The sequence below is a fragment of the Pontibacillus chungwhensis BH030062 genome, assembly GCF_000770675.1.
Taxonomy (GTDB): domain Bacteria; phylum Bacillota; class Bacilli; order Bacillales; family BH030062; genus Pontibacillus; species Pontibacillus chungwhensis.
Map to the genome: position 1 here is coordinate 81,501 of NZ_AVBG01000008.1, position 26,138 is coordinate 107,638.

Below are 26,138 nucleotides of genomic sequence, written 5' to 3' on the forward strand. Positions count from 1 at the left end.
TAGCCATGCATATCGGAAGCAAAGGTTGGTATGTTAACGAACTTAAAAAAGCTGGCATGAGCCGTTACGAAGGCCGCAAGCTTGAAAGCTATAAAAAGCACATTCTTGCAAACCTATACTTCGGCAAAGTTGCTAAGTAAGGTTGCTTGAAAAACAGAGAGTCCTCGCGCTCTCTGTTTTTTTATGTTTAAATAACCTCATCCTTCATTAGCCATTGGAATATATTGTGCACAAATCACGACGTCTGACACCCCCATAAAACTTGGTCTATAGGAGAATACCTATAGGAAGAAATACATCATTGGAGGAACGCTACACATGTTTTCTAATGCAGAAATTGGTATTGATTTAGGTACTGCGAACGTTTTAATCTATTCTAAAAATAAAGGGATTGTTTTAAACGAACCCTCTGTTGTAGCTATTGATACAGAAACTAAAAATGTTTTAGCTGTCGGAAAAGAAGCGAAACAAATGGTCGGGAAAACTCCTAAGAACGTAATCCCGATCCGCCCTCTTCGAGAAGGCGTTATTGCGGACTATGACATTACCGCACAAATGTTAAAAGAAATGCTTAAAAAGGTCAGTAAGAAGATGGGCCTTTCTATGCGTAAACCGAACGTAGTCATTTGCACACCGTCTGGTTCTACATCGGTGGAACGTCGAGCGATCCATAACGCTGTAAAAAGTTACGGCGCAAAACATGTTCACTTAATTGAAGAGCCTGTAGCAGCAGCAATTGGTGCTGACCTTCCTGTAAGTGACCCTGTCGCAAACGTTGTGCTTGATATCGGTGGTGGTACAAGCGAAGTAGCCATTATCTCCTTTGGTGGCGTCGTATCTTGCCGCTCGGTTCGAAATGGCGGAGACACAATGGATGAAGAAATCGTCCAACACGTACGCCGAAACTACAATGTACTGATCGGTGAACGAACAGCTGAAGAGATTAAAATCAACATCGGCTATGCACTAGTCGATCACGAAGAAATAACGATGGAAGTACGAGGCCGCGATATGGTAACTGGCTTACCTAAGACGATTACACTTAGCTCAGGAGAAGTCCAATCTGCCTTACGCGAAAACCTTGAAAACATTCTTGAAACCGTCCGCGCCACGCTAGAAGATTGCCCACCTGAACTAAGCGGTGATATTGTAGACCACGGCGTTGTCATTACAGGCGGAGGTGCCTTATTAAATGGTATGGAAGAATGGTTAAGCAGTGAGATCTCTGTTCCTGTTCACCTTGCTCCAAACCCATTGGAATCTGTTGCAATCGGCACAGGCCGTTCCTTACAAATGATCCAAAAACTTCAAAAAGCTGCAAAATAACAAAAAGGCTGTCCTACTAATGGTAGGACAGCCTTTTTGTTTTGGGTTGGAGCTTTTAGGCCATACTCTTCCATTTCCTGTCATGCCCACTCTTTTCATACTCGTGTTGACATCACCGACCGATGCACGTAAAATATTTTAGTAAGTAAAAGCATAAAAGCATAAAAGCGTTAAAGCGAATTGTATACATCTTAGATTTTTCACTATGAAAGGATTGCACTCTATGAATAAACAACCTAGCTTTCTACTAGCTCTGTTCCCGCCAGCTGCCCTTATTGCAGCGGCCGCGTACTCCATTCCGAATGAGTTGGGCATGTTCCTTCCCTTAATCATTGGAATTGTTGCTACGAGTATCGTTGGAATGATTACAGGCAACTCATGGGACGAGCTACAAGAATATATGAAAAACGGAGTCTCCAGGGCTTTACCTGCTATTTTCATCCTATTTATTATTGGTACCATCGTTGGATCGTGGATGCTAAGCGGTACGATCCCTTCCATTATCTATTACGGATTAGAATTTATTAAACCGAGTCTATTCCTTCCTACCATTGCCTTAACAACAGGTGTGGTGGCCATTACACTCGGAAGTTCATTCACCGCCATTGCTACAGTGGGTGTAGCATTCATGGCAATCGGAGCCGGTATGGGAATACCAGACCCTTATATCGTCGGCGCATTAGTATCAGGCGCATTCTTTGGTGACAAGATTTCACCACTATCCGATACAACCAATATTGCTCCGGCTATGGTTGGGGTAAACCTTTTTGATCACGTGCGACATATGCTCTGGGATACGATCCCTGCATTTGGTATTAGTTTAATTTTATTCTGGTTCCTTGGTTTAAACGCAGGAGGAGGCGCCGCTCAATCAGAGAAGATCTCTTCCATTATGAGCGGCCTAACTGACACGTTCACCATTCACCCATTACTTCTGGCTCTACCAGTTATTACGATTGTCTTAATCGTGAAGCGATTGCCAGCAGTGCCTTCCCTTGTGATCGTGAGCGTGATTGGAGGAATCGTGGCCTTCTTCGTTCAAGGCAGTTCACTTGCTCAGATTATGGGCGCTATGACAGATGGCTTCGCTCCAAGCACAAGTTCAGAGACATTAAATGCTTTATTCGATCAAGGCGGAGGCGTGACATCCATGCTTCCAACAATCGGTTTAATTATTGCTGCAACAGCACTTGGCGGTGTCCTTGAAGGAACAGGAATCTTCACAGTTCTATTAAATCGCATCGTCAATACGATTCAATCCACAGGGTCACTCGTGTTACGCACAGTTCTCTCAACGCTCGTTGTTGCCTTTACAAGTGGTGAGCAATACTTGTCAGTAATTCTCCCATCCCGTGCAATGGCTGAAGCATATGAGAAACAAGGGGTTCACCCGAAGAACTTATCTCGTACCGTGGAAGCAGCTGGTACGGTGGGAATCAACTTAGTTCCATGGGGAGTCACGGCCCTGTTTGTTAGCAATATTACAAACGTTAGCCCATATAGCTTCATCCCATTTATCTTCTTTGCTTATCTCGTGATCGGCATCAACTTATTCTACGGGTACACCGGGATCTCTATTACAAAAGCAGACTCTCAATCAGAGCAAGGCGAACAACAAGAAGGGGACAGGTTCCCTGTAGCACGTTAACACGCTACAGGGGGCCTGTCCCCCTTTTACCATCTAGCGGAAGTCATGTAAGTAAGTCTTCCATGTTTTTTTAATCATTTTCGTTAAGCCAAGGAGAGCAAGAATGTTTGGAATGACCATTAAAGCGTTAAACGTATCAGCCATTTCCCAAACAAAATCAACTTGAACGAGAGCTCCCAATACAATGCAAGTTAAAACAATACTTCTGTAAAACGGAACACCTTTTTCTCCAAACAGAAACTTTACATTCACTTCGCCGAAATAAGCCCATCCAAGGATTGTTGTAAATGCAAAGAAAAGTAAACAGATCGCGATAAACGGAGTTCCAAATGAACCCAAGCCTCGTGCAAACCCCTCTTGAGTAATCGCACTCGCTTCTAACCCAGATTTATGAGCATCTGTTAATAGCACGACCATAGCCGTTAACGTACAAATAACAACAGTATCAATAAATACACCGACCATCGCAACTAACCCTTGTTGGGCTGGGTGTTTCACGTTTGCAACAGCATGAGCATGTGGTGTTGAACCCATACCTGCTTCGTTTGAAAATAACCCACGCGCAATTCCATAACGCACCGCTTCTTTAATCGTCGCTCCAAGTACACCACCACCTGCAGCTTCCGGGCTAATAGCTGATTGAACAATCAACTTTAAAGTCGGAATGACCTGATCAGCATGCAAGAACAAGATAACAAGACTTCCTATGATATAAAGGAGCGCCATCACAGGAACAACATTCCCAGCGAATGTTGAAATACGGCTAATTCCTCCAAATAGAATGAGCCCAACAAAGAAGGCAATGAACAAGCCCAAGGTCACATTAAAGAATTGAGAATGATTTCCGATTGCTTCGTTCATAGCTACAGTAATCGCATTGGATTGAACCATGTTCCCCACAAACCCTAACGCGAAAATAATCGCAATCGCGAAAAAGCCTGCAAGCCAGCGACTGCCTAGACCATCTCTTATATAATAAGCAGGACCACCATACACCTGATCCCCTTTTTTCACTTTATACACTTGCGAAAGCACCGCTTCAGCAAAGATTGTCGCCATTCCAAAGAAAGAACTAATCCACATCCAGAAAATTGCCCCGGGACCACCAGCAGCAATCGCCGTTGCTACACCAGCGAGGTTTCCTGTACCAACTTGCGCTGAAATGGATGTAGCGAGTGCCTTAAACGAATTAATACCGTCTTCCTCCTGCTTTTTAAACAAAGGGGCAAACGTACGCTTAAATCCTTCCCCTAAAAAGCGAACTTGAATGAAACCAAGCTGTATCGTTAACCACAGACCTGTTCCAAGTAAAAAAAGGAGCATAACCGGCCCCCATAAAAAACTGTTAATCTGCTCAAATGTAGTTGTTAGAAATTCCACAATGTATTCCTCTCGATCTCTTTTCATTATTCACGCATAATACTATAGAAGAGTATATTACGTGCAAGCGTTTTACAGCAAGACATTTTCCACTGGGGGTAGACAGTAATTTATGGGAGGTGGAATCATATAAAAAAGAGGCCCATTTATAGGACCTCTTCCATTATTGATCAAACGTTTGATTAAAAGAAGAATGGATAGAACAGACGACCAATTCCGAAGAACGGGAAACGGTATCTTCTAAATCGTCGGAAGCGTCTTGGATAACCATATCCATAACCACCACCGTATCCTCCGTAACCACCATAACCGCCATATCCAAACTGGCGCTCATCTGGTGATTCATCATCTTCATCATCACCCATTGGAACAAGCATGTAGACATTTTCTTTATCTACTTCATCAATAATCCCTTCATACTGAGCACCATCCTGCATTTCGATGATTACAAAGTAATGCATGTGACTCTTCGCTTGGTTTTGCTTATCTTTCACACTCATATTTTGAGAAGGTGACATGCCTCCACCTTGCCCCATGCCCTGCTGTGGCATTTGCATTCCATTTCCTTGACCCATGCCCTGCTGTGGCATTTGCATTCCGTTTCCTTGACCCATGCCCGGCTGTGGCATTTGCATTCCGTTTCCTTGGCCCATGCCTTGCTGTGGCATTTGCATTCCGTTTCCTTGGCCCATGCCTTGCTGTGGCATTTGCATATTAAATGGTTGCTGTTGATACACATTTATCTCCCCTTTATGTTTCTTAAGTCGATGTTAGTGTATTCTTTTGACTGGGTGAATGTGACACTTTACTGTGAGCGATCCTTTAAATCAGTACGGTAGAGTTTGTCGTCATCAGGTTCTGGCGTGCCCCTTCCATCCGTATTATTCGTTACAAAGTACAGAACATTTTCTTCTATAATCAAGTCGCGTATACGACCAACCCCATCTTTATAGATGCGAGACGTTCCTTTCTTTAAATCGAAGGCCCGTATCTGTTCCCCTCGCAACCCCGCCATATAGAGCTTTTCGTTATAGTATCTCAAGCCTGAAGGCGCCCAAGTGTCTTTTCCAGAGTGAAATAACGGTTTCTCCATACCAGCTTTCTGTTCATCCCCGCGAATGACAGGCCAGCCATAGTTTGAACCTGGTTTAATGAGATTAATTTCATCATAAGCTCTAGAGCCATGCTCAGCAGCATACATCGTACCATCCTCAGACCATGTCATTCCTTGTGGGTTACGATGGCCGTAGCTGTATATGTACGAGTTAGCAAAAGGATTATCTGAAGGGATTGAACCGTCAAGATTCATGCGCAAAATTTTACCTGCAAGGCTATTTCGATCCTGCGCACTACTTTCATTCGCAGCGTCCCCTGTAGAAATATATAGGAGCTGATCAGGTCCAATCTCTAAGCGTCCTCCATTATGAATATTACTACCTGGAATTCGATTAATCAGAACACCTTGCTCCTTCCAAGTGTCACCCTCAAGTTTCACCGTAATCACTCGGTTAAAACGCCCCTGAGCTTCATACGTATGGTACAGAAACGCTAAACGGTTATTATCAAAATCAGGGTGAAGCACAAATCCGAGCAGACCGCCTTCTCCCTGTTGAACAACTGGCTTATCTAATTGAAGGGGCATCTCATCTTTCGCTCCATCTTCTTGGACTTTCACAATCGTTCCACTGCGTTCGCTAATATAAAACGAATCCCCCACCTTATTGATATCCCAGGGCACATCAAGGTTCTTGGCAATGACCTCTCCTCTTTCCATTTGATCGTTCGTAACAGGTTCAGCTTCTTGTTTTTTTTCATCCGCCTGACACGCAACTAATGTTAGGGCAGTCATTCCCATTAAAATGTATTTCATTTGATCGATCCCTTCCGTCCTTTTACTTACACGTTTCCCCATAACTGACCAAATTAGACCCCGCATTCTACAGAGTTTCACAAACCACCAAAAAAACGACCAGGAAACATCCCCTGGTCGTTTTATCGTAAAAACTGCAAAATAATTTCGGTCTATTCAAACGTACCCTTAACAATCGCTTCTTTTCCTTCAACCATAAGCCTACCAAGGGCAAATACCGTATCCACTTGAAGATCCTCATCAAGCAAAACAAGATCTGCATCTTTGCCTTTTGAAAGCTCCCCTTTATGAGTAAGCTTCAGAATATGAGCTGGGTTACTCGTAATCGTTCGGATGGCTGTTTCTAGATCAATGCCTTCCTCTATTATCGCTTCTTTCACCGCTTTATAAAGCGTATCTACTTTCCCTAACTTCAAGCCAATAAATTCACCATTTGCGTCAAAGTCAGGTAAGCTTGCCTGACCGTCTGAAGTAAACGTGATCTGTTCTACAGGAACCTCCGCTTCTAGCATTCTTTTTAGCGCACGTCCACATTTCACTTCTCCCTCTTCAAGGAACTTTGGAATGGTACTTGTTGTAAAATCAACATAGCCACCTTTCAGCGCGTATTGAATACCTGCTTCAAATAAATGCGGATTCCGGTTCATATGGGTCGGATAGAATTGTTTAATCGGAATATCCGTTCCTTCTGCAATTTCTTCTAGGATCGAGACTCCGTCTTTACTATCACCGACGTGAACATTCACAATCCCAGCCTTACCAGAAAGTATCCCACCAATTCGCGCTTGTGAAGCAATTTTGGCCAATTCTTCAACAGTAGGTTGAGAAGAGCGATGATCAGCTATTGCAATTTCGCCGGCCCCAATAATCAGGTCAATTAAAATGAGGTCATCCTCAATCTTTCCCGTCAACGTCTTCACAGGCACTTGATAGGAACCTGTATGAGCATAGCAACTGACCCCTTCCTCTCGCAACGCTCTCGCCTTTGCAACAAGGTTCGTCATTGTTCGAGTTGTTCCATCTGTCCCTAATACACCTACAAGGGTCGTGATCCCTCCAAGCGTAGCGTCTGTTAACTGAAGTTCTGGCGTACGAGTCTTATAGCTACCCTCACCACCACCCCCTGTAATGTGTACATGGGAATCAATAAAACCAGGAACGACTTTTTTTCCAGTCGCATCCATGACTTTCATATCTACAAAGTTCTCCGGAACCGGGATCGAATCTTGAATCGCTCCGATTTTTTGATCTACGAGTAAAATGTCTTTTTTTCCTATATATTGCGGCGCATATACCTCACCATTCTGAATAAGGGTTAGCATAGATTCTCACACCTTTCCTGCTGTCTACACAAAGTTTAGTAAAGAAGCTCCAATAACAAACAAGGATCCTCCGATAAATAGTACGACGAAGAATTTAATAACAAACTTAAACCATGTCCCCCACTCTAATCTCGCCGCCCCTAATGATCCCATAAGGGCCGCAGAGGTTGGAACAATAATATTCGCAAAACCATCGCCTAGCTGGAAAGCAAGTACAGCAACTTGTTTTGTAACACCTGCAAGTTCAGCAAGCGGAGCCATAAGAGGCATCGTTAATGCAGCCTGTCCAGAACCAGACACAACGAAGAAATTAAATACAGTTTGGAACACATACATAAACCAAGCTGAAATAGCCGGAGTTACACCGTCAAATAACTGTCCCGCTCCATACAAGATAGTATTTAGAATAGAAGGTTCAGCCGGGTTATCTCCACCTAAAATAATCACAATTCCTTGCGCCATTCCTACAACTAATGCTGCCGGCAGTAAATCTTTTGCCCCACTAGCAAAAGCATCGGCAATGTCGTTAACCCGCATGTTATTTAATTTAAAGAGAACTCCAATAATACCTGCCACAAGCCCCATAGTGAAGAATTGGCTTGCGATCTCAGGAATATAGTAAGCATGCTCTACAACGCCCCAAATAATCCATGTAATACCGGCTAACACAGTGAACAGGACAAGAATGTGGCCTGTTTTAAAATGGACATCCAAGTCTTTTGATTTAAAGTCTTCCCTAAAATACTCGTCAGATTGATACGATAGCGAGCGAGTTGGCTGCTTCCGAATCTTATTTGCGTACCACCATGTGTAAGCAATTCCTAACAGCGTGAAAAATGCCCACATCGCAATACGAAAAGGTGCACCTGAGAATACCGGAACTCCCGCGACACCTTGAGCAATAGCTACTCCAAAAGGGTTCATCCACGAAGTTGCAAACCCAATTTGAGTTGCTACATACGTAATCATGACTCCTGTTATTGCATCATAGCCAAGTGCAACAACTAAAGGAACGAGGATCATAGCAAAAGCTATTGCTTCTTCCCCCATACCAAATACTGCTCCACCTAGAGAAAAGAGAAAGAATAAGATTGGAATAACAAGTCCTTCTTTCCCTTTCGTTTTATCAATAACAGAAAGAATACCCTCTTCAATCGCACGGGTGCGAATGATAATTCCAAAAGCACCCCCCACAATGATAATAAAAGCGATAACTCCAACAGCAGATCCCCATTTACTTCCTGAAACGAGTCCTTCAAAAACGTAGTTTAAGAAACCAGCGCCTCCTCCAGGTTCAAATAAACTTGTTCCTTCCTGCTCTCCTTCAACATAACTGAAGCTATCCGGAACCAGGACCGTTTCTGTCTGGGTTTCTCCACCTTTCTCATACGTAACCTCTTTTGTCTCGAATACACCAGCTGGAACCACATAAGTCAGAACAGCTGCCAATACAACGACAAAAAAGATAATAACGTACGTATGAGGCACCGTTATCCCTTTCTTTGGTTCTCTTTGATCATTCTCCATTTTAATTCCTCCCTGTAATGGTCTTATCTAGAACAGATGCAAAAATCATGCCAACTCAATAATCTGAATTTTCTGGCCTGAATTGGTTCATAATCTCTTACCCGATCGTTTCAGGGTGTTATAATTAAACCAATAACAACCTAAAAGGAGAATTCAATGAGAAAACAAGAGCTCGTCTTATTAGCCGGAACTACCGAAACACAAAATACGCTTCAAGGCCAGCTAAACGATATCCTCGGAGAATTCATTACCATACACAGCTATGCCTCCGAAGATTGGCTACCAGGAATACTAACAGATCAACTCGTTATCTATTCTTCCGCTATCATAGATGAAGAAGTTCAACACGTAGTAGGGCAAGGATGTAAAGTCATCGTAGCTCGCCGTACCACAAACTATGAATATATCGATCAACTTTTTGAACTCCCAAAAGGTGAGAGGGTTTTATACGTTAATGACTTCCCCCAAACAGCAGAAGAATCAATCGAGACACTCCAGAAAATCGGAATCCAACACATCCATTACGTCCCTTATTATCCAGGCAAAACACTTACCCCCGAACAGCAAACCATTAAAACGGCCATTACACCTGGCGAGATGCATTTAATTCCTGACTCAGTTACACAGAAGATTAACATCGGGGTTCGCCTGATTGACATTACCACCCTTATGGAGATTTTAGAGCACTTTAACCTTAAAGAAGCTTTAGGTGGGGAGATTTCCGATCGCTATACTAGAAAGATCATAGAACTAAGTCACCATCTTTCTCTCGTAAACCAGCAGACTACTCTATTGAACCAGCATTTGAAACATGTGGTTGATGGAGTGAATGACGGGGTCGTTGCCTTTGATTCAAGAGGAAAAATTACCGTTTTTAATCAAGTGGCTGAACAGTATACTGGCGTACCTTCCGTTCATGCGATTGGGAAACACATTCAATATATTTTTAAGCAAGACTCTCTTCTCTCGTTTATTTTTCAAAACGATGAAACAAGCCGTTACTTTACCATTAACGGAATGAACTTGATGGTTTATCGCTTCCATTTAAACGAAGAAGATACGACCGTTATTATTTTTAAGAATACAGACGAGACCATCTCTATGCAAAAAGCAGCTCGTCACGACCTCCTCCAAAAGGGTTATATCGCTAAATATACGTTTGACGATATCATCGGTAACAGTCCAATCGTTTTAAAAACAAAGCAAATCGCGAACCGCCTCGCCCAAACGGAACTCCCTGTTCTAATCCAAGGAGAAAGCGGAACAGGAAAAGAACTGTATGCAAATGCGATCCACAACGTTTCATCGAGAAAATATCAACCATTTCTAGCTGTTAACTTTAGCGCTTTACCTGAAGACTTACTAGAGAGTGAACTTTTCGGATACGAAGAAGGAGCTTTCACTGGGGCTAAAAAGGGAGGCAAGAGGGGACTATTCGAACAAGCCGATGGAGGAACCATTTTTCTCGATGAGATAGGTGATGTAAGCGTGAAGATGCAAGCAAGACTTCTCCGTGTCATTCAAGAGTTGGAAATCCGCCGTATAGGAGGAAATAAAAATATCCCGATAGACGTCCGCATTGTTGCTGCAACAAACAAGGACCTACTCAAACTCATTGAACAAGGGGCGTTCAGAGAAGACCTCTATCATCGCCTAAAAGTGTTAACTTTATCTTTGCCACCGTTACGAGAGCGAACTGGAGATATTCCTAAACTCGCAGCCACGTTCATAAGGGAGCAAACTCATGAAGAGATCCATATCTCCTCTCCAGTAATGAATCAATTGAAGATGAATCCCTGGAACGGCAATATCAGGGAACTAAAGAATACCATATCCTATATGCTTGCCGTACGTGAATCCAACGAATTAAAGAGCGATGATTTACCAAACCCCGTTTCTTATCAACCTGAAACTACGCAGGCCACCACTGAAGATATTGTAGAGAAACAAGAGCAAGTCGAGCTCCTTCAAGTCATCTATGACCTCAACCAACATCAAGGCAGGGCAAGTCGAAGTAAAATTACCCAAAGGACACCTCTATCCGAGCAACAAGTTCGATTGAGACTCCACAAGCTACAAGAGAAAGGTTACATTCAAGTTGGAAAAGGCCGATCAGGAACAGCAATTACCGATGCTGGCGTTTCATTTTTACAAAGTCAATCCTTATAATGAAAAGGTAAATCCCCCAAGCATTTATGAATCTAATGTTTGGGGGATCTTTGCCTATGGCGTGGCAAAAAAAATCGGCCCCCCTTTAAGGTGCTCCGATTTTTAATCTGAATGTATGAAAGGTAATGTAATCGTAACTGTTGTACCATACCCGATTGTACTTTTATATCGAATGGTACCCCCTAAGCTCTCAATAAATTTAGTAGTGACCATCATACCAAGACCTGTCCCCTTTTCCTTTGTCGTGAAGAAGGGTTCACCGATTCTTTTGAGTTTTTCTGGCTCAATTCCTTTTCCGCTATCAGAGATGTTAATGACAACACTATCTATATCAGCCTTATATATTCCGACTACTGTAAGGTCCCCAGGGCCTTCCATAGCTTCAATCGCATTTTTTACAATGTTAATAAAGATTTGTTTTAATCGCTTCGGATCTGAAGGGAGGTCTGGTATTGCTGCATCAAAATCTGTTGTCACTTTAATGCCACCTTGGCGACATTGAGCTCGAAATAGAGCAAGGACATAATGGATAACATCAATAAGATTTGTATCTTCAAGCTCAACTTCCTGTTCCGGTTTAGCTAACAACATAAATTCATTCACAATCGCTTCAATTCGAGATAATTCTGAGAAAACGATATCCCCATATTGCCCATTATTGGCTTGTCCTGACATCATCAATTGTAAAAAGCCTTTAATAGACGTGAGAGGATTCTTGATTTCGTGAGCAATTCCGGCAGCAACACGCGTAATCGTCTCAAACTGTTCAGACCGAGCAATAAGCTCGTCTTTTTCTTTAATATCCGTGATATCTTCATGAACCCCAACAATCATAACCCTTTCTGCTTTCTCTAAAGGGTAGCCTTTTGTACGGATCCACTTCCACACACCCGGCTCATACTCAAATCGGTATTCACATGCCGTCTTCTCGGCCCCCATTTGACGGAAGGCTCTCACTACACGATCCCTATCCCCCACATGAATGCGGTCTAACCATGTAGTATAATCCCTCTCAACATCTCCTATTGAGAGACCAAAAATTGATTCAAATGTTGGACTCATGTACTCCCATGTTTGGAAATTGGATGACAGAACCCAGAATGCTTCATTAATGTTATCAGCCAGTAATGAAAAACGTTCCTCTGTTTCCTGCAACGCATGAATGTAGGTATTTACCTCTGTAATATCCTGAATAAAGACAGTAAGTTCATCATTAGAAGGGTAAGCAGTAACATCCACCACCCTACCTCTCCCATAAATATAATCTTGGAACTTTACAACCTGATTCAGTTGAAAAGCTTGTTTGAAATGAAGGTAGTAGTTTTGATAGACATCACTTGGGAATACCTCCCACAAATTGTGATTGCACAACGTTTCTGAAGAACGGCCGAGTATTTCTTCAAGCGTAGGGTTCACGTACAAAATCTCCCAGTCCCTACTGATCACCGCGAATCCATGAGGAATGTGCTCCACAACTTCTTTCAAACGATTATAGACAACCGAACTTCCACCTGGTGCTTCAAGAAACCGTTCTAAACTCTTAGTATTTAAGGATTGGTTATTCAGTTGGTCATCTATCAAAGAAAGCCAAGTCATAAAATGATCGACTGATTGCGAAGCCGGAATCGTCCCTAATTGACCATCAATCTGATAGCTCCCTTTGCTTTCATTCGCCAAGGAAGGGGAACCCGTAACCATAACTCTGTTAGAAGAAAGCCTCTTCATAACCCCTTCAAATCTAATCCCCTCAGGACTCGTCATAAAAACATCTACAGAAGTGTCACCACCATCATCCTCAAGCCCACTTTGTCCCCTTTCGTTAAACATAGATATCCACTCATCACGATTAATCACCGAGTGATCTAACTTGAACAACTCCATGAATTGTTCATTAACTCGTACCTCACCTTTCTCTTCATTTAATAAACACAGCCACTTCCCCGCTACATTAAACATTTCCAAACACTCGTCTATAAGAAAGTGCTCTTCCACCTTTTCAGTTTGAACCACACACATCCCTCTCTTTTCCTTGATCGCGTAGTTCTTTCTCATCAAGTACACGTATAATAGTACTCTCATCATATACTAAATAAGTAAAAGTTTGTATAGATTCGAGGGTATTTTCGGTTATTCGCTACCATTCGACAAAAACCTCAATAAATGAGCCGAAAAGGCCCGTTACGTTCATGAGTGCTTGGGCTTGAGGTGAACGGCCCCACACCGCATCAAGAGATCTGGTGTCACCCTGTACGGCATGTTCCCGTCACACCTTATACGGCAGAGGTGGTTCGGGAAATTGCGAGACTCCTGCGGCAGTAGGAGCCTAGGGGAGACCCCGGAGGGAGCGAATGCGACTGAGGAGGCTCCCCAGCTCGCCGCGGAAAGCGAGTGATTTCCCGAACCACCTCCCCCCCAATAACGCATACGGGAACATTCTCTCAGCTTCGTGTCTTCAAGATTAATTCCCCATTCTTGAACAAGAGAGCAAAAAAAGACCAACCAAGGCAAAGCCCTAGTTGGTCATATTGCTATGGAAGGACCTCCAGAAGGACCCGTTATAATCAATAAGTTCGCTGATACGCTCAAATGGTATTTCAAACGTAGGGAAACCTGCTACATAAGGAGCAATTTCATAAGGGGCATAATACAAGAACAAAGATGTATCGTTCACATAAAACGGCTGATCGGGATCTACTTTCACATCTACATCGTCAAAATAATAAGAGTCATCCTCTTCTCTAATCTGCTCATTGACTAGCTTTGTTAATACTTCAGCATAAGAGCTTCCTTCTTTGAAGAGATCCGATAGTTGATAGATTGTACCATCAACCAGATTCAGGTTAGCATGCCGTTTTGTTGGCATAGGATGAGCAGCTCCAAAGTAATATTGCGAGCCGTTTAATTCAATAACGACAAGATCTTTATGGAAATAATCTATCGCGAAATCACCGAAATAGCTGTAATCGAGCTTCTTTTCTTTTGGGATTTCCTTAACCTGTGACATCTCTTTTAATGTTTCGTTGACTTCTTTTTGAACAGCCGTATCATCCATCCCTCTTACGACTGGGTAGTAGACGAGATAATCGATATTTGGTTTGTACTTCATCTTCAAAATTCGAAACTGGTTATTCAGTCTTATTGTCCTCTTTGGCCTCCATATCACTTCCCCTTCTTGTGTTAAATAGAGAAGCTCATAGTCAATCATAGCTTTAATAAGAGGGCCTTCTATCGAGAGGCTGCCTTGCCCTGGCAAGACCGGTTTGTTTTGCGCAATATTTCCTTTACGATTAAGGAAAAATGTATTCTCATCATCATGGGCGGATGCCAATCCTTTCTCATAGTCCAATACATTTTGATAACGAAATGGAGATAAAAGGTCACCATTTAAATCCGCTATAGCATATTTACTCCCAAGATACGGTTGGTCAGGGACAATGGCTTTGCCGATCGCTATCCTCTTCTCCCCCAACCGATTGATATCATCATGAACAGGTTGTAAGATTTGGTTGCCTTTTGGGTCAATCAGTCCATACTTAAAGATATAATCTTCAGTCACGGTGACAACTGCACGCCCTTCTTTAAAAGCCTGCACGTAATCATAAGAAGGTTCAATGACCACCCGTCCTCTTTCGTTAATATAACCGTATTTCCCACCCTTATCTTGTTGAAAGGCGAGCATTCCTTCGCCATAATTGCCAACATACGGGTAATTATAGGTATAAAAAGGATTTCCATCTCGGTTAATTAAAGCGTATTGATTCTCCTTGACCTGCACAACTGCCCTCGCATCTTTAAATGGGTCACCGGACAAGTATTGAGCAGGAATTGCTTCTTGCCCCTGATTATTTAAATAACCGTAATACGTCGTTCCTTCTTTCTCTTCACTAAATAAGGCTAAACCATTTTGATACTCTCCAATGTAAGAGTAGGCTTTGGGTGTGAGGATCGTCCCTTTCTCATTAATAACCTGAAACCCATTATTTCTATAAACGGCTGCTCGCCCTTCACTGAATCCCGTAATGGATTCATATATAGGTTCAACAACATATTCGCCTTTTATATTAATAACTCCATTTCGCTGATCCACTTCCACTACTGCTAACCCATTATTCTGAAAATCCCTTGCATATGAGTACTTAGGCGCAATTTTAATGTCGCCTTTACGATCAATATATCCCCATTTTTCCCCCTCATCCGTTTGAACCAATACCGGAAATCGCTTGATAGACATAGCAGCTCCCCCCCTAAATGAACACGTTTACATTAGTTTATTCGCCCATTTGCATAATGTGCTTAGACTGTCGTAAAAGTTAGCCAATTAACATATAGTGACAAAAAGGAGGAGATCAAGATCGCGGATATAAAAGTTAGAGACAACGGCCCTTTATTCGTAACGGGGGACTTCACACTTAAAGATGCTACAGGCAAACCATTTACTACGAAAAAAGGGTGCTCCCTATGCAGGTGTGGGCGATCTAATAACAAACCCTTTTGTGACGGAGCACATAAAGGCGTTTTTAAAGACGAATCCCGCGCCAGCGAATAAGGTTCAGGTATATAAAAATCATATTACGCACAAAAAGCGACCTTTCTTAAACAAGAAAGGTCGCTTTTATTAAGAGACTTCATTTACTTTAAACAATGCATCGACTTTTTGTGCCAGTTCCGATATGAATCGGTTCACATCTGGCGGAACAGTTTGTTGACTCTTCCATTCTACTTCTCTGCTATTCATCATTTTCGGGCGGCTCGATACAAATACCCATCCAACGTTCCCTTTCTTTACAAAAGCCGTCCATAGCCATTCCTCACGTTCCCCAACACTTACGCCCACGAGCTTGTGTTCAGCTCTGCGGTTGCCACTACGCTCAATTCGTTTCAGTTGATGCTTCAAGCCTGCCACTCCTTGCCTTTTTTTCTATCAGTATGAACGAATGGAGTCGGAAACATACTTGGAGTAGCAGCGCTGATTTACTTACTGGTTAGATTGAGAATAGTAGACTTCTTCAAAAGGTTGAACGATCACGAAACCTTCGCCAGAGAATTTCATCTGAATAGACTCTCCACTCCCACGTCCAAAGAAGCTCTTCAACGTGACATCGGTTTTAAATTCAGGCTGCAAATGCCCAGACCAAGCCACGGTGGCGTTAGGGTCCGTCATAACAGGTTGATCCGGTGTAACTAAAAGGGTTAAAGGCTCGTAGTGAGAGGTTATAGCTACAAGTCCGCGACCTTCTAACCGAATATTAAAGAGCCCTCCAGACATCATGCCAGCTACCTTTTTCATCAACTTAATGTCCCAATCGATGCCAGGTTCAAAAGCAAGAAGGTCATTGCCATTTACCGTAATGGCTTCATTATTCAGATGAAGGATGGTAATCTTCTTTCCCTGATCCGCTAAATAAAGCTTTCCATTTCCATCTGCCTTCATCAGAGAAGCACCTTCTCCTGAAAAAGCTTTCTTAAACATCTTTCCAATTCCATGTTCAAGGATTCCTTCACGCTCAAATCGAATGGATCCATTATAAGAAATCATAGACCCCATCTTTGCCCACACATCACCATTTAAATTAACCTCAAGCATACGAGGAGTTTCTAACTCAAAGTAATCATTCTCCGATTCATCCTGTTTTGTCTGCCGAATAAACTCATCAATGGAATAGTTCTGTTTCATAAGTCAACCTCTCCTCTATTAAGTATAAACTCTAGTCTCTTTGCCAGATTTAAAATAAAGCTGTCCCACCTTTGTTGTATGAGACAGCTTTGGTAATTATGAATCGTATGATGTTTGTTTCTGGATACTGCCATCTTTTTTATGGATAATGACTTTCGTTCCTTTGTTTTGAGCAATTTCCTCAGCACGGTCAATAGCATCTTGCTTTTGCTCAAATACATCGGAAGGCTTTTTCGCCTGCTCCGTTTGAACGGCCCATCCATCTTCATGAGCTACAACATGCTCTCCTTTTTCAAGAAGTTCAGGTCGAGGATCAGACTGCTTGTCTCGATCATCACGGCTCTTTAAATCCTGATCACTCATCTGGTTCACTTGATTGATTTCTTTATCACTTGCATTGTCATACCATTCTTTCGCTTGTTCTGTGGCAATTGGAATAGCCCGGTCTTCGTCATAGCCATCATCTAACATCGCATTCGCAATATCGATTGCTTTCTTTCTTACAGGCGTGTCTAAATTCTTCAATGAACTTGGATAATCATTTGTATCCCAAGGCATATCGCCCACCTCCGGTAACCTTTTTCTTACAGATTACCGCATTAGGAGCAAATGTAAACCTATTTCAAACGACCGTAACCACTCACGAACTGCTTCGCTTCATCAAGACTTGCCGTCTCAAAAACCAACGCTTTCCACGGTAAGTCAGATTGAGTTACCGCATGAATCTTATGCTCGAAAAACAAGAAGTACGGCTCTTGTTCCTTATTATAGCGAGTATTTGCAAGAAGTCCCTCCCACGTTTCCTCATAGTGATCCCCGTACAGATCAACTCTGCAAAGCATATGGCCAGGCTCGAACCACGAATATTGCTCGGAAAGCTCTTTCAATGGTTGAAATGACTTCTCAAATTGCTCTTCATCTTCTATTTCCATAACGATATAATTGCTAATGATGGACATATGTCCCTCTTCCTCAACCTCTTCTCTCTTACGATCCGTACGAATAATCATATACGCTAAGAAAAGGGCTATAACCGCAAAAAGCGCGTAAATCATGCTGGATCAATCCTCTCTTCATTATCTTCGTGACACCTTCTAGTATTTCCTCTTCACTCCTAGAGTTTACATAGTTTTCACAGAGGAATACATTTGCTTTATTAGTATTCTATCATGTATGTATGTTGAAAAAGAAAGGATAACAGAAAGCTTATCACTCAATAATTCTGAGTTTCCAACTATAAAAACCTCGTTCATTCTAAGGAATGAACGAGGTTCTTCAATTATTCATTAATAAGGCGGTTTAACTTTGCTAATTGCTCTTCGAATTCATCCACAGGTACGAAACGAGCTTTACGGAATTGCTCTTTCCCATCTGCATAAACCATTACGACAGGCACAGTAAAGATAGAAAATTCTCCCGCTATTTCAGGGATTTCATCTGCATCTGCATGGACAGCTTGAACGGCAGGGTATTGCTCTAACACCTCATCAATTTGTGGTAGAAGGGCATGGCACACCGAACATCCTGGCCTTGAAATATATAAGAGGTTTAATCCATCTTGTCCAATGGTTGAGTGGATCTCTTCCATTGTTTGAACATGTTTCATAGGTACACCACCTAACATATAATCGAATACTCGTAGTGTACCACAAGAGCAGGAACGTTACTCCATATATGCTCATGGGGGTATGTGACTTAAAGGGATATGAGCTGCCTGGCACTTGTCGAAGTGTCATTAATATAAGCACCTATCTTCTCACTATCTTCATTAAGGCTCTCAATCGTGGCACTCATCTCTTCCATGCTCGCAGAAGCTTGTTCAATAATGGCAGCTAGCTCGCTCGTTGCCGCTTCTACTTGGCGCGATCGGTTTTCGACATCCTCGCTTATTGTGTTACATTCATCTGTGCGTTCTTTAACATGGCGTAATGATGACTGAATACGTTCAAACGAAGAAATAACTTCGTTCATGGTCTCTACACTTTCATCGAGCTTTTCACTACCTGTGTTCATCTGACTTAACGCTTGTGCATTGCTATCATTTAATTCTCCAAGATTAGTGGTAATCTTCTTGGCTGACTGACCCGTCACCTCTGCCAACTTACGAATCTCTTCAGCTACTACTGAAAAGCCTTTCCCTGCTTCTCCGGCTCTTGCTGCTTCGATCGATGCATTAAGGGCAAGAAGGTTCGTCTGTTCTGTGATTTGCTGAATATCTTCAGTAAATTGATTCGTTTCTTTAATTTTACCCGTTAAAATATTAAATGTATCATTGAGCATGCGAATCACACTTCGCAACTCATTCATTTCAGTTTCAAGATGGTAAATACGTTGTTGACCTCCATTAATCTCTTCAGACGCTTGATTCGTTTCTGACTGAAGTACAGTTAGTGACTCTTTCATTTGAGAAATGGTTGTCATTGTACTTTGAGCGTGTTCCGATATATCTGCAATTTGCTCACTTTGACTTTGGCCACCAGCTGACACCTCTTGAACGGCTGTTTTCATTTCCCCTTGTGCCTGAACGTTTATCTGAACCTGATCGTTAACACGGGTAATGTTTTCCGCAATAAGTGTAGCCTCCTTCTCAAGTTTTTCCTTCTGCTTAGCTTGAAGCTCTCGCTCCTGTTCAGTGGTATCGAGAATTGTCTCAAGTTTTTTAAATGTCCGTTCTGCCAAATAGACCATCACACCTAAAATGACTCCCATTAACACATAGATTAACGTTATAGTTGGGAAGATCGTATTCATCAAATCAGCTTGTTGTGGGTTAGGCCAAGTATGACTTGCAATTAAGGTAATTAATCCAAAAACATACCCTATAGCAAACGTTTTACGATCCAAGTGAACGGCTGAAAAGACAGCAAGGAACAACAAGATTAGGTCACCTGAAAGGGAGCCACCCTCTACATAGATTAATAAAGCGTACCCGACAATCGGCATAAGCACTGCGATATAAGAAAAAGCTTTTGGTTTATGTATGATGCGTTGCAGAACAAAAAGCAAAATCCAAAACAACGCCAACTCCGTTCCATAAATCGATGAACGAAGAAGTGCTCCCTCCTGTAAAGATAGGGATAGTGCTGACAACATAGCTACACTGTAAGTGGCGGTCATCAATACATTTTTCTTTTTCACATCCTGTAAACGCATTTCTGTAACATTCATAAATATTGTACCTCCAGAAGATGTCTTTTTCTTTTTATCGACAGCTTAGAGCGTGTGATTAAGATAATATGGCAAATTTTGTAGAACACGATCAAAAATATATCAGAAAGGAATCATTCTTCTATGATCTCTAATGCTATAACCCTCATCCTATTGGCTATCATTACATTTATTTTTATCTCATTATTGATCCGCTCCATTACCAATGGGATTACTCCAACACCTACTCATCCAAATGTTAAGAAAGAAGTAGTAAGACAAGTACATGCATCTCCCCCTTTTACAGTCGCTGATTTCGGTGCTGGGTGGGGAACGATGGCTTTCGCTTTCGCAAAAGAGTTCAAAAGTGCAAAAGTCTACGCCTATGAAACATCTCTTATACCATTCCTCTATATGAAAGGGATGGTTCGTCTAAGAGGATACTCAAATGTAATTGTCATTAAAAAAGATTTCTTTACCGCTTCACCTGAACAATTTGATCTTATTTACTGTTATCTTTTTACTAGGCTCTGTTAAAGTTAAGTGTTGATATTTATAGAAAAAACAGAACTTCCATATAATTGGAAGTTCTGTTTGTTTTATTGTCTTATTAAACTAACGCACCCTTTAGTTATATCGTGTAGCTACTGTATGTTTGAATACTTCTTCAATGCACTAACGATAAAACCAGTACAAACTGTTATGACACTAGCTAAATAAACAAGAGAAAATGCAATAGCTGCATAATATGATAACTCTATTTTACCTCCTTCGTAATTAGCGAAAATCCCAATTATCATATAACCTATTACAAATACTAAAATACCTATCAAAACATTCTTCATAAAATCTCTCCATTATGTATAAATCTCTTCAAGTGTATAATACAATATTTCTTAGTAATTTAAAGTAGAAAAAGATGACTATTCTTGCTAAATAATTGCACCCGTTAACGCAATAAGAAAGTTATTCATAAAACTTCCCTGCCATTAAAATTTTAGCAATGGTAGTCCAGTTTGGATTACTTGGTAAAGAATTTGTATCCTCTACCCAACCTTTAATTGCTTCCAAGTAATCTCCAAGGGTTAGATTTTCCCACTCGGTTTGATTAGTCACCAAATCATCCATTAAATTATCAATAAAGGAAATCAGTTCTTCTTTACTTTTAATGCTTTCAATTTCCATTTAGTATTACTAACAACCTTTCTATATTGAAGAGAAGCCACCACTTACTGAACTTTTTATATTGCTGGTTCAGCGTTCATCACCAACACTGATGGTGGATTAAGTTCTTCATCTACTTTGATAATATTCGCCATAGGATTATTATTTTTTATGAAGGAAAATGAATAATGACCTAATCCATTTTCTAATCGTTTAACGGTAAAGAGTAATTCATACATTCCCTCTTCTATATCAATAACTTTTGTTTCCATGATAGTGCCAACTTCAATTCCTTTGTTATTGATATAAAGAGGTACAGCTATTGCCCTAATAGCATCGATATCCACTTCTTTTTTATCAGTAACTCTCACGGTAATTTTGCATTCTTCATCATTAGAAAGAGTTCCAAAAGATACAGAACCTTCTCTCCATGCAAAACCTTGGTTAACATGAGTGTCATTCCAGTCATTAAAGGGGTTTTCTAAACCATACTGAAATACTGCTAATTGTGAATAGAGAATATCACTTTCAAAAGTCATCTCATTCATTTAATCAATCCTTTAAAAAATAATAAATCTATTATACCCTGCATTTTATCAGAAATTTCTTCTTGCACTAAACTGCCCGTTAGTTGAATAAAGAAATAACCTTTACACAGTAAACTTAGACAATCTTAGTGTATCATAAGTTTCCACACTTGGAATTAAATTTCCTTTTATTATCATTTCATTCATTGTGACTTCGTTTCTTTGGTGATGGATGCTCTCTAATACTTGAAACCACGCAAGATAATTGTTCAGATACTTGGTTGCCACACCGTTAAATCGCTGTATCCACCCTTTAAGTCTTCGGTGGTAATTGTTAACGTTTTGGATGTGATAAAGACCTTTGGTGCGAACTTTACCGTCAGATTTGAATTGGTAAATCGATAACTCCTTTTCAGCAGCATAGGTTTTAAAGGCACGCCAAGCATCGGTGCATAATACATTCTCGTGGGAAAGTTTATGCCCGATGGCTTTGTCTAATTGCTCTTTTGTTAATCGCCCCATCCCTAACGTCTGGGAAAAGGTCATTTTGTCACGGTCTCTTGCGACTAAGACACATACCTGTTCGTTGCTTATGCCACGTTTCTTTGCGGACTCGCCACGTTTACGAGGCTTTCTATCCTTTATCTTTCTTTTCCCCTTTTCAGAGTACAGGAAATAGGTCTCGTCCATTTCAACGATACCTTGGAATTTTGAACTTTTCATTTGCTTTAATGCCGACAAGAGCTTGTGCCTCCAATAGAACAAGGTCACATGAGTAACGCCACCAATCAACTCTGCTGATTTACGAAGTGAATAGCCTTCTATCATACATTCAATAAACTTCATCCAACGATTGAGATGACGAGTTCTATATAATGCCGTATTGGTGAGGTCAGTAAAAGTCTTTCGACAGGCTTTACAGCGATAACGTTGTTTCTTCACTTCTTCACCGTCTACGATAGTGGAGTATTTACCAAAGCGTACAATATGTTCTGACTCGCAATCAGGGCAACGATAGCCATCCTTATTTTTACGTTCTGATATTTCATCCAGTACGGTTCCTGTTAAGGATGACGCAGTAAGAGCGTCTATTAAATATTCTCGTAAACGATGCTTCTCCGAAGGATTAAGTTTTTGAATGGCTTTAAGGATATCGCTTGCTCTCACAGTCATCACTACCCCATATTTGGTGACTCCATTATAGAACATTTGTTCGATTTAAGCAATTATCAACAACAAACTTTAACAGAGCCTTTTACTAAAGCAATGAGAGAACTTTCCATAACACTGTCTGACTATAGAGGAATTGTCATTTCCAACACCTTTTCCTTACCCGGAATAACTCCCTCATCTTCCGTTCAAGTGAGTTCTTGGAATACCACAACTCCTATTTATATATACCGCAGCAATTATTAAGCCAGTTAAAAAAAGGCGATGCGTACCGTTATGAATAACGGTTCGCATCGCCTTTAGAATGAATCATTATGTAACCTGCCACCTCAAACGGATGGTTAAGTTCCCGCAGTCGTATCGATTACGAGGTGGCATTGAGAATAAAGTATCATATGTTCAGAAGAAACACAAGTTAGGCTACCTTAGCCAATTCCGCAAGAAACGGAGCCATTCTTCTGAAGATACTTCTGATGATACTCTTCAGCGTCGTAAAACTCTGTAACTTCATTAACTTCCGTAACAATCTCGCTCTTAAAGATGCCTTTGTTGTTCCATTCCGTGATCTTATTAGCTGCAATCACTTTTTGATTTTCTGCTGCAAAAATAACAGATCGATACTGTGAACCAACGTCTTCGCCCTGACGATTACGCTGTGTAGGGTTGTGGCATTCAAAGAAGTGATCGACAAGTTCGCTATAGGAAATCAGGCTTGGATCGAATTCAACTTTCGTCGCTTCCGCATGACCAGTCCCTCCCGCTTTCACTTGTTGATAAGAAGGGTTTGCAACAGTGCCACCCATGAATCCGACGCGTGTCGCTTTCACACCTTCAATTCGTTCAAAATAAGCCTCTACTCCCCAAAAACATCCTGCTGCAAATACTGCTGTTGCCATTCTAATCTCTCCCTTTCTGAAAACGACACTTCTTTCTTCGAGAGTACGATCGCGGCCTCTTACATATAGAAGAGCCCTCTCTTTTATCCAAGAAAGGGCTCGTAAGTGTATATCCGTACGATCCTCTCATCTTCCAAGAACATATTGTTCCTGCAGGAATTGGCACCGTTCTTGTCAATTGTATTCATCGACTCGATGGTTGCCGGGCATCAAAGGGCCAGTCCCTCCGCCTCTCTGGATAAGAAGTTTATCGCTATTTAAAATTTTATGTTATCCCAAATCATACATGATCCCATTAGTGAAGTAAAGTGGTATGCACCTAAAAATTTGGATCGTTAAAATTTTCTGATAATATGTGGTATGATAGGCGTACTTGTCACGCAAGTTTTCATCAACTTTTGTATCCTCATTATATAAGAAGTTCATCGCTTTTATGCGTGTCCATTAGACTTTTTATAAATAATGAGGGCTTCAATCATAGGGGTGGACTCCCTCACATACCGTCCCATTAAATAGTAAAGGAGTTTTTCAAAATGGTTAAAGCAATTTCAACAAACAACGCACCAGAAGCGATCGGTCCTTATTCTCAAGCAATTGACCTTGGTCAAATTGTATTCGTATCCGGACAAATTCCATTAAACCCAAGCACGATGGAAATTGTTTCAGAAGATGTGAGCGAACAAACGACACAAGTGATGAAGAACGTTGGAGCAATCTTAGAAGAAGCAGGCCTTAACTATGCGCATATCGCTAAGGCGAATATTTATCTTGCTTCTATGGAAGACTTTCAAACGGTGAATGAAATCTATGCCAGCTTCCTTCAAGAACCTTACCCAGCACGAGCAGCTATTGAAGTAAGTCGTCTGCCGAAAGATGTTAAAGTCGAAGTAGAAGTAGTCGCCCACCGCTCAGACGCTTAAGCAATCCAAAGGTGACTATGGGCAGAGAAGGTCCGTTACGGTAAAAGAGCTTGGGCTGGCTGGAGGACAACTCGCTTTCCTGCGGGGAGCTGGGAAGCCTCCTCGTTCGCTAACGCTCTCTGTGGGGTCTTCCCTAGGCTCCTTGTCCCGCGGGAGTCTCGCCGTCCTCCAGCCAGCCCTGATCGTAAATGGGGGAAACGGACCCGCACTTAGAACCAGGAGGGCTCCCTCTCGTTTAGCATACTTCCGAACCACCTTACACTCAACTAAAGCGAACGGAAACACCCTACAGCAACAAAGAAGGGCCACCTTTTTAGGTGGCCCTTCTTTGTTAGCGTGCGTTTTCGTCCATATGGACAAATGGTAAGTCTGTGTCGACTTCGCCATAGATGCGTGAGATGTCCAGGTCATTTCCTTGCAACCAGTGAGCAAAGTCAAATTCGACCGGTTCTCTGTCACCGCCAAGGGCCATCCAGGCTGTAAGGCTCTTCGGGAAGTAGGCGGAGGTATGAATCGTTCCTGCCCAGTTCCTATATTGCTTTGAGAATACACCTCGGTCGGAATCATTCATAAGTCGAAAAGCCTCGTACCCATTTGAGAGTTGCCCTTTCTCCTCATTGATCACATCCATACGACGCTCAGAATCCTTTAAGTAATTTCGATTTTCATCTTTCATAATTTCGAAATGATTCGTGCATACATTCGATTCGCGCACCTCAACACCTCTAGGGGATGTTTCTACAACATAGGTCTCGCCTTTGCCATCATAAACGATATAGCTGAAGGAATGGCGATGAGGAATTTCTTTAAGCATCGCAACTGCTTCGTCCACATTTGCACAGGATTCAAGAATTAAGCGTCCAATCATGCAACAAATAAATCCATTACCTGGCTTCTTGCGGTGCATAAAGTTATATCCTAGGGCTAAGCCTTTTTCATTAATGCCGTCCATTCTGCCCGTTACACGCTGTGAGGGCCCAGCTATCGCGTATCCTCCATCGGTTGGCTGATAGAAAACATAACGACCTTCGTATGTTTTGGGTTGATAGTCGTAGTTACGAATCATGTAACCATCGCCTGTTAAGATGGAACAGCCCGATTTTACATACTCGACGCGATATCCACCAAACTCCATCATCACCCTCTCCATCGTCCAATCGAGAGCATCTCTAAGCCCTAATAATTCATCCCAAATACCAGGAGCAAACCGCTTAATAGCATGTTTCACTTCCTCTTCCTCCACCGTAAAACGCGGTTTTCGAATCTTCCACTGCTTCTCTCTGTTTCGCACAGTTAATGAATCCTTTAAGAGTTCCCCTTGTTTATAGCCAAAGTCATAATGCGTCCCTCTATATTGCAGCACTTCACTATAGATTTCTTTCAATGCAAAGCTCCCTT

At 41.7% G+C, this 26,138-nt stretch carries 25 protein-coding genes and 1 riboswitch; of the genes, 7 read left to right on the forward strand and 18 right to left on the reverse strand.

Features of this window, described 5'->3' with window-relative positions; genetic code table 11:
* The first annotated feature begins 5 nt into the window (after positions 1–5).
* The 3 genes from N780_RS19520 (at position 6) to nhaC (ending at position 2,974) form a co-directional block, all read left to right on the forward strand.
* Positions 6–140 carry a YflJ family protein gene (locus N780_RS19520; RefSeq protein ID WP_084599544.1) on the forward strand — a complete coding sequence of 45 codons (135 nt, stop codon included), beginning with the start codon at positions 6–8 and terminating at the stop codon, positions 138–140.
* 178 nt (positions 141–318) lie between these two features.
* On the forward strand, positions 319–1,326 hold the full coding sequence (gene mreBH / locus N780_RS11515) for a rod-share determining protein MreBH (protein ID WP_036784045.1): 1,008 nt from the start codon (positions 319–321) through the stop codon (positions 1,324–1,326).
* A gap of 223 nt (positions 1,327–1,549) precedes the next feature.
* Positions 1,550–2,974, forward strand: coding sequence for a Na+/H+ antiporter NhaC (gene nhaC / locus N780_RS11520; protein ID WP_036784047.1), 1,425 nt, complete (start codon positions 1,550–1,552; stop codon positions 2,972–2,974).
* 33 nt (positions 2,975–3,007) lie between these two features.
* On the opposite strand, the gene N780_RS11525 is transcribed toward nhaC, so the two are convergent.
* The 5 genes from N780_RS11525 to yfcC all read right to left on the reverse strand — a co-directional run bounded on the left by N780_RS11525 (position 3,008) and on the right by yfcC (position 9,073).
* On the reverse strand, positions 3,008–4,381 hold the full coding sequence (locus tag N780_RS11525; RefSeq protein WP_052115032.1) for an alanine/glycine:cation symporter family protein: 1,374 nt from the start codon (positions 4,379–4,381) through the stop codon (positions 3,008–3,010).
* A 155-nt stretch (positions 4,382–4,536) separates the two neighbouring features.
* The gene (locus N780_RS20180) at positions 4,537–5,091 is read right to left on the reverse strand and encodes a hypothetical protein (RefSeq protein WP_052115033.1); all 555 of its coding nucleotides are present in this window, start codon (positions 5,089–5,091) and stop codon (positions 4,537–4,539) included.
* A 68-nt stretch (positions 5,092–5,159) separates the two neighbouring features.
* Positions 5,160–6,224, reverse strand: a complete 1,065-nt coding sequence (locus tag N780_RS11535) for a PQQ-dependent sugar dehydrogenase (protein WP_036784051.1) — start codon at positions 6,222–6,224, stop codon at positions 5,160–5,162.
* A 152-nt stretch (positions 6,225–6,376) separates the two neighbouring features.
* Positions 6,377–7,546: a beta-aspartyl-peptidase gene (gene iadA / locus N780_RS11540; RefSeq protein ID WP_036784053.1), complete on the reverse strand. Its 1,170-nt coding sequence runs from the start codon at positions 7,544–7,546 to the stop codon at positions 6,377–6,379.
* A gap of 24 nt (positions 7,547–7,570) precedes the next feature.
* The gene (yfcC, locus tag N780_RS11545; RefSeq protein WP_052115034.1) at positions 7,571–9,073 is read right to left on the reverse strand and encodes a putative basic amino acid antiporter YfcC; all 1,503 of its coding nucleotides are present in this window, start codon (positions 9,071–9,073) and stop codon (positions 7,571–7,573) included.
* 156 nt (positions 9,074–9,229) lie between these two features.
* Here yfcC and N780_RS11550 point away from each other — a divergent pair, with 156 nt between their 5' ends.
* A complete protein-coding gene (locus N780_RS11550) occupies positions 9,230–11,242 on the forward strand; it encodes a sigma 54-interacting transcriptional regulator (RefSeq protein WP_036784055.1) in 2,013 nt (670 codons plus the stop codon).
* Positions 11,243–11,344: 102 nt separating this feature from the next.
* Here the strand turns inward: N780_RS11550 and N780_RS11555 are convergent, their stop codons facing one another.
* Both N780_RS11555 and N780_RS11560 read right to left on the reverse strand, forming a co-directional pair.
* Entirely contained in the window at positions 11,345–13,252 is a 1,908-nt protein-coding gene (locus tag N780_RS11555) for an ATP-binding protein (protein WP_036784057.1), read from the reverse strand.
* Positions 13,253–13,754: 502 nt separating this feature from the next.
* Positions 13,755–15,473, reverse strand: coding sequence for a WG repeat-containing protein (locus tag N780_RS11560; RefSeq protein WP_052115035.1), 1,719 nt, complete (start codon positions 15,471–15,473; stop codon positions 13,755–13,757).
* A gap of 129 nt (positions 15,474–15,602) precedes the next feature.
* On the opposite strand from N780_RS11560, the gene N780_RS19525 reads away from it, so the two are divergent.
* The gene (locus N780_RS19525) at positions 15,603–15,788 is read left to right on the forward strand and encodes a CDGSH iron-sulfur domain-containing protein (RefSeq protein WP_438942505.1); all 186 of its coding nucleotides are present in this window, start codon (positions 15,603–15,605) and stop codon (positions 15,786–15,788) included.
* A gap of 69 nt (positions 15,789–15,857) precedes the next feature.
* Here the strand turns inward: N780_RS19525 and N780_RS11570 are convergent, their stop codons facing one another.
* The 6 genes from N780_RS11570 to N780_RS11595 all read right to left on the reverse strand — a co-directional run bounded on the left by N780_RS11570 (position 15,858) and on the right by N780_RS11595 (position 20,084).
* Entirely contained in the window at positions 15,858–16,136 is a 279-nt protein-coding gene (locus tag N780_RS11570) for a hypothetical protein (protein ID WP_036784061.1), read from the reverse strand.
* An 81-nt stretch (positions 16,137–16,217) separates the two neighbouring features.
* Positions 16,218–16,916, reverse strand: coding sequence for an AIM24 family protein (locus tag N780_RS11575; RefSeq protein ID WP_036784063.1), 699 nt, complete (start codon positions 16,914–16,916; stop codon positions 16,218–16,220).
* Between the two features lie 96 nt (positions 16,917–17,012).
* Positions 17,013–17,474 carry a DUF2188 domain-containing protein gene (locus N780_RS11580; protein WP_036784065.1) on the reverse strand — a complete coding sequence of 154 codons (462 nt, stop codon included), beginning with the start codon at positions 17,472–17,474 and terminating at the stop codon, positions 17,013–17,015.
* A 59-nt stretch (positions 17,475–17,533) separates the two neighbouring features.
* Complete coding sequence (locus N780_RS11585; RefSeq protein WP_036784067.1) at positions 17,534–17,971, reverse strand: hypothetical protein; 438 nt, start codon at positions 17,969–17,971, stop codon at positions 17,534–17,536.
* Between the two features lie 224 nt (positions 17,972–18,195).
* A complete protein-coding gene (locus N780_RS11590) occupies positions 18,196–18,522 on the reverse strand; it encodes a thioredoxin family protein (protein WP_036784069.1) in 327 nt (108 codons plus the stop codon).
* Between the two features lie 89 nt (positions 18,523–18,611).
* Positions 18,612–20,084 (reverse strand): methyl-accepting chemotaxis protein, encoded by a 1,473-nt coding sequence (locus tag N780_RS11595; protein ID WP_036784071.1) that lies wholly within the window; start codon positions 20,082–20,084, stop codon positions 18,612–18,614.
* Between the two features lie 123 nt (positions 20,085–20,207).
* On the opposite strand from N780_RS11595, the gene N780_RS11600 reads away from it, so the two are divergent.
* On the forward strand, positions 20,208–20,600 hold the full coding sequence (locus N780_RS11600) for a methyltransferase (RefSeq protein ID WP_036784073.1): 393 nt from the start codon (positions 20,208–20,210) through the stop codon (positions 20,598–20,600).
* Positions 20,601–21,029: 429 nt separating this feature from the next.
* On the opposite strand, the gene N780_RS11610 is transcribed toward N780_RS11600, so the two are convergent.
* The 4 genes from N780_RS11610 to msrA form a co-directional block, all read right to left on the reverse strand.
* Positions 21,030–21,248, reverse strand: coding sequence for a DUF7660 family protein (locus N780_RS11610; protein WP_036784077.1), 219 nt, complete (start codon positions 21,246–21,248; stop codon positions 21,030–21,032).
* 56 nt (positions 21,249–21,304) lie between these two features.
* The gene (gene comJ / locus N780_RS11615; RefSeq protein ID WP_036784080.1) at positions 21,305–21,775 is read right to left on the reverse strand and encodes a competence protein ComJ; all 471 of its coding nucleotides are present in this window, start codon (positions 21,773–21,775) and stop codon (positions 21,305–21,307) included.
* 102 nt (positions 21,776–21,877) lie between these two features.
* Positions 21,878–22,927, reverse strand: a complete 1,050-nt coding sequence (locus tag N780_RS11620) for an IS1595 family transposase (protein WP_036784083.1) — start codon at positions 22,925–22,927, stop codon at positions 21,878–21,880.
* A 422-nt stretch (positions 22,928–23,349) separates the two neighbouring features.
* A complete protein-coding gene (gene msrA / locus N780_RS11625) occupies positions 23,350–23,820 on the reverse strand; it encodes a peptide-methionine (S)-S-oxide reductase MsrA (RefSeq protein WP_036784085.1) in 471 nt (156 codons plus the stop codon).
* Between the two features lie 123 nt (positions 23,821–23,943).
* Positions 23,944–24,065, reverse strand: a riboswitch (SAM riboswitch).
* A 288-nt stretch (positions 24,066–24,353) separates the two neighbouring features.
* Between msrA and N780_RS11630 the strand changes: the two genes are divergently transcribed.
* A complete protein-coding gene (locus tag N780_RS11630) occupies positions 24,354–24,740 on the forward strand; it encodes a Rid family detoxifying hydrolase (RefSeq protein ID WP_036784087.1) in 387 nt (128 codons plus the stop codon).
* A gap of 331 nt (positions 24,741–25,071) precedes the next feature.
* Here the strand turns inward: N780_RS11630 and N780_RS11635 are convergent, their stop codons facing one another.
* A complete protein-coding gene (locus tag N780_RS11635) occupies positions 25,072–26,124 on the reverse strand; it encodes a C45 family autoproteolytic acyltransferase/hydrolase (RefSeq protein WP_036784090.1) in 1,053 nt (350 codons plus the stop codon).
* Between the last annotated feature and the right edge of the window lie 14 nt (positions 26,125–26,138).

Coding starts and splice junctions, on each gene's coding strand:
- N780_RS19520 (WP_084599544.1), top strand. CDS start 6: ATGCATATCGGAAGCAAAGGTTGGTATGTTAACGAACTTAAAAAAGCT.
- N780_RS11550 (WP_036784055.1), top strand. CDS start 9,230: ATGAGAAAACAAGAGCTCGTCTTATTAGCCGGAACTACCGAAACACAA.
- N780_RS11575 (WP_036784063.1), bottom strand. CDS start 16,916: ATGAAACAGAACTATTCCATTGATGAGTTTATTCGGCAGACAAAACAG.
- N780_RS11595 (WP_036784071.1), bottom strand. CDS start 20,084: ATGAATGTTACAGAAATGCGTTTACAGGATGTGAAAAAGAAAAATGTA.
- N780_RS11630 (WP_036784087.1), top strand. CDS start 24,354: ATGGTTAAAGCAATTTCAACAAACAACGCACCAGAAGCGATCGGTCCT.
- N780_RS11535 (WP_036784051.1), bottom strand. CDS start 6,224: ATGAAATACATTTTAATGGGAATGACTGCCCTAACATTAGTTGCGTGT.
- N780_RS11600 (WP_036784073.1), top strand. CDS start 20,208: ATGATCTCTAATGCTATAACCCTCATCCTATTGGCTATCATTACATTT.
- N780_RS11610 (WP_036784077.1), bottom strand. CDS start 21,248: ATGGAAATTGAAAGCATTAAAAGTAAAGAAGAACTGATTTCCTTTATT.
- msrA (WP_036784085.1), bottom strand. CDS start 23,820: ATGGCAACAGCAGTATTTGCAGCAGGATGTTTTTGGGGAGTAGAGGCT.
- N780_RS11585 (WP_036784067.1), bottom strand. CDS start 17,971: ATGATTTACGCGCTTTTTGCGGTTATAGCCCTTTTCTTAGCGTATATG.
- yfcC (WP_052115034.1), bottom strand. CDS start 9,073: ATGGAGAATGATCAAAGAGAACCAAAGAAAGGGATAACGGTGCCTCAT.
- comJ (WP_036784080.1), bottom strand. CDS start 21,775: ATGAATGAGATGACTTTTGAAAGTGATATTCTCTATTCACAATTAGCA.
- nhaC (WP_036784047.1), top strand. CDS start 1,550: ATGAATAAACAACCTAGCTTTCTACTAGCTCTGTTCCCGCCAGCTGCC.
- mreBH (WP_036784045.1), top strand. CDS start 319: ATGTTTTCTAATGCAGAAATTGGTATTGATTTAGGTACTGCGAACGTT.
- N780_RS11590 (WP_036784069.1), bottom strand. CDS start 18,522: ATGAAACATGTTCAAACAATGGAAGAGATCCACTCAACCATTGGACAA.
- N780_RS11580 (WP_036784065.1), bottom strand. CDS start 17,474: ATGCCTTGGGATACAAATGATTATCCAAGTTCATTGAAGAATTTAGAC.
- N780_RS11620 (WP_036784083.1), bottom strand. CDS start 22,927: ATGACTGTGAGAGCAAGCGATATCCTTAAAGCCATTCAAAAACTTAAT.
- iadA (WP_036784053.1), bottom strand. CDS start 7,546: ATGCTAACCCTTATTCAGAATGGTGAGGTATATGCGCCGCAATATATA.
- N780_RS11560 (WP_052115035.1), bottom strand. CDS start 15,473: ATGTCTATCAAGCGATTTCCGGTATTGGTTCAAACGGATGAGGGGGAA.
- N780_RS11525 (WP_052115032.1), bottom strand. CDS start 4,381: ATGAAAAGAGATCGAGAGGAATACATTGTGGAATTTCTAACAACTACA.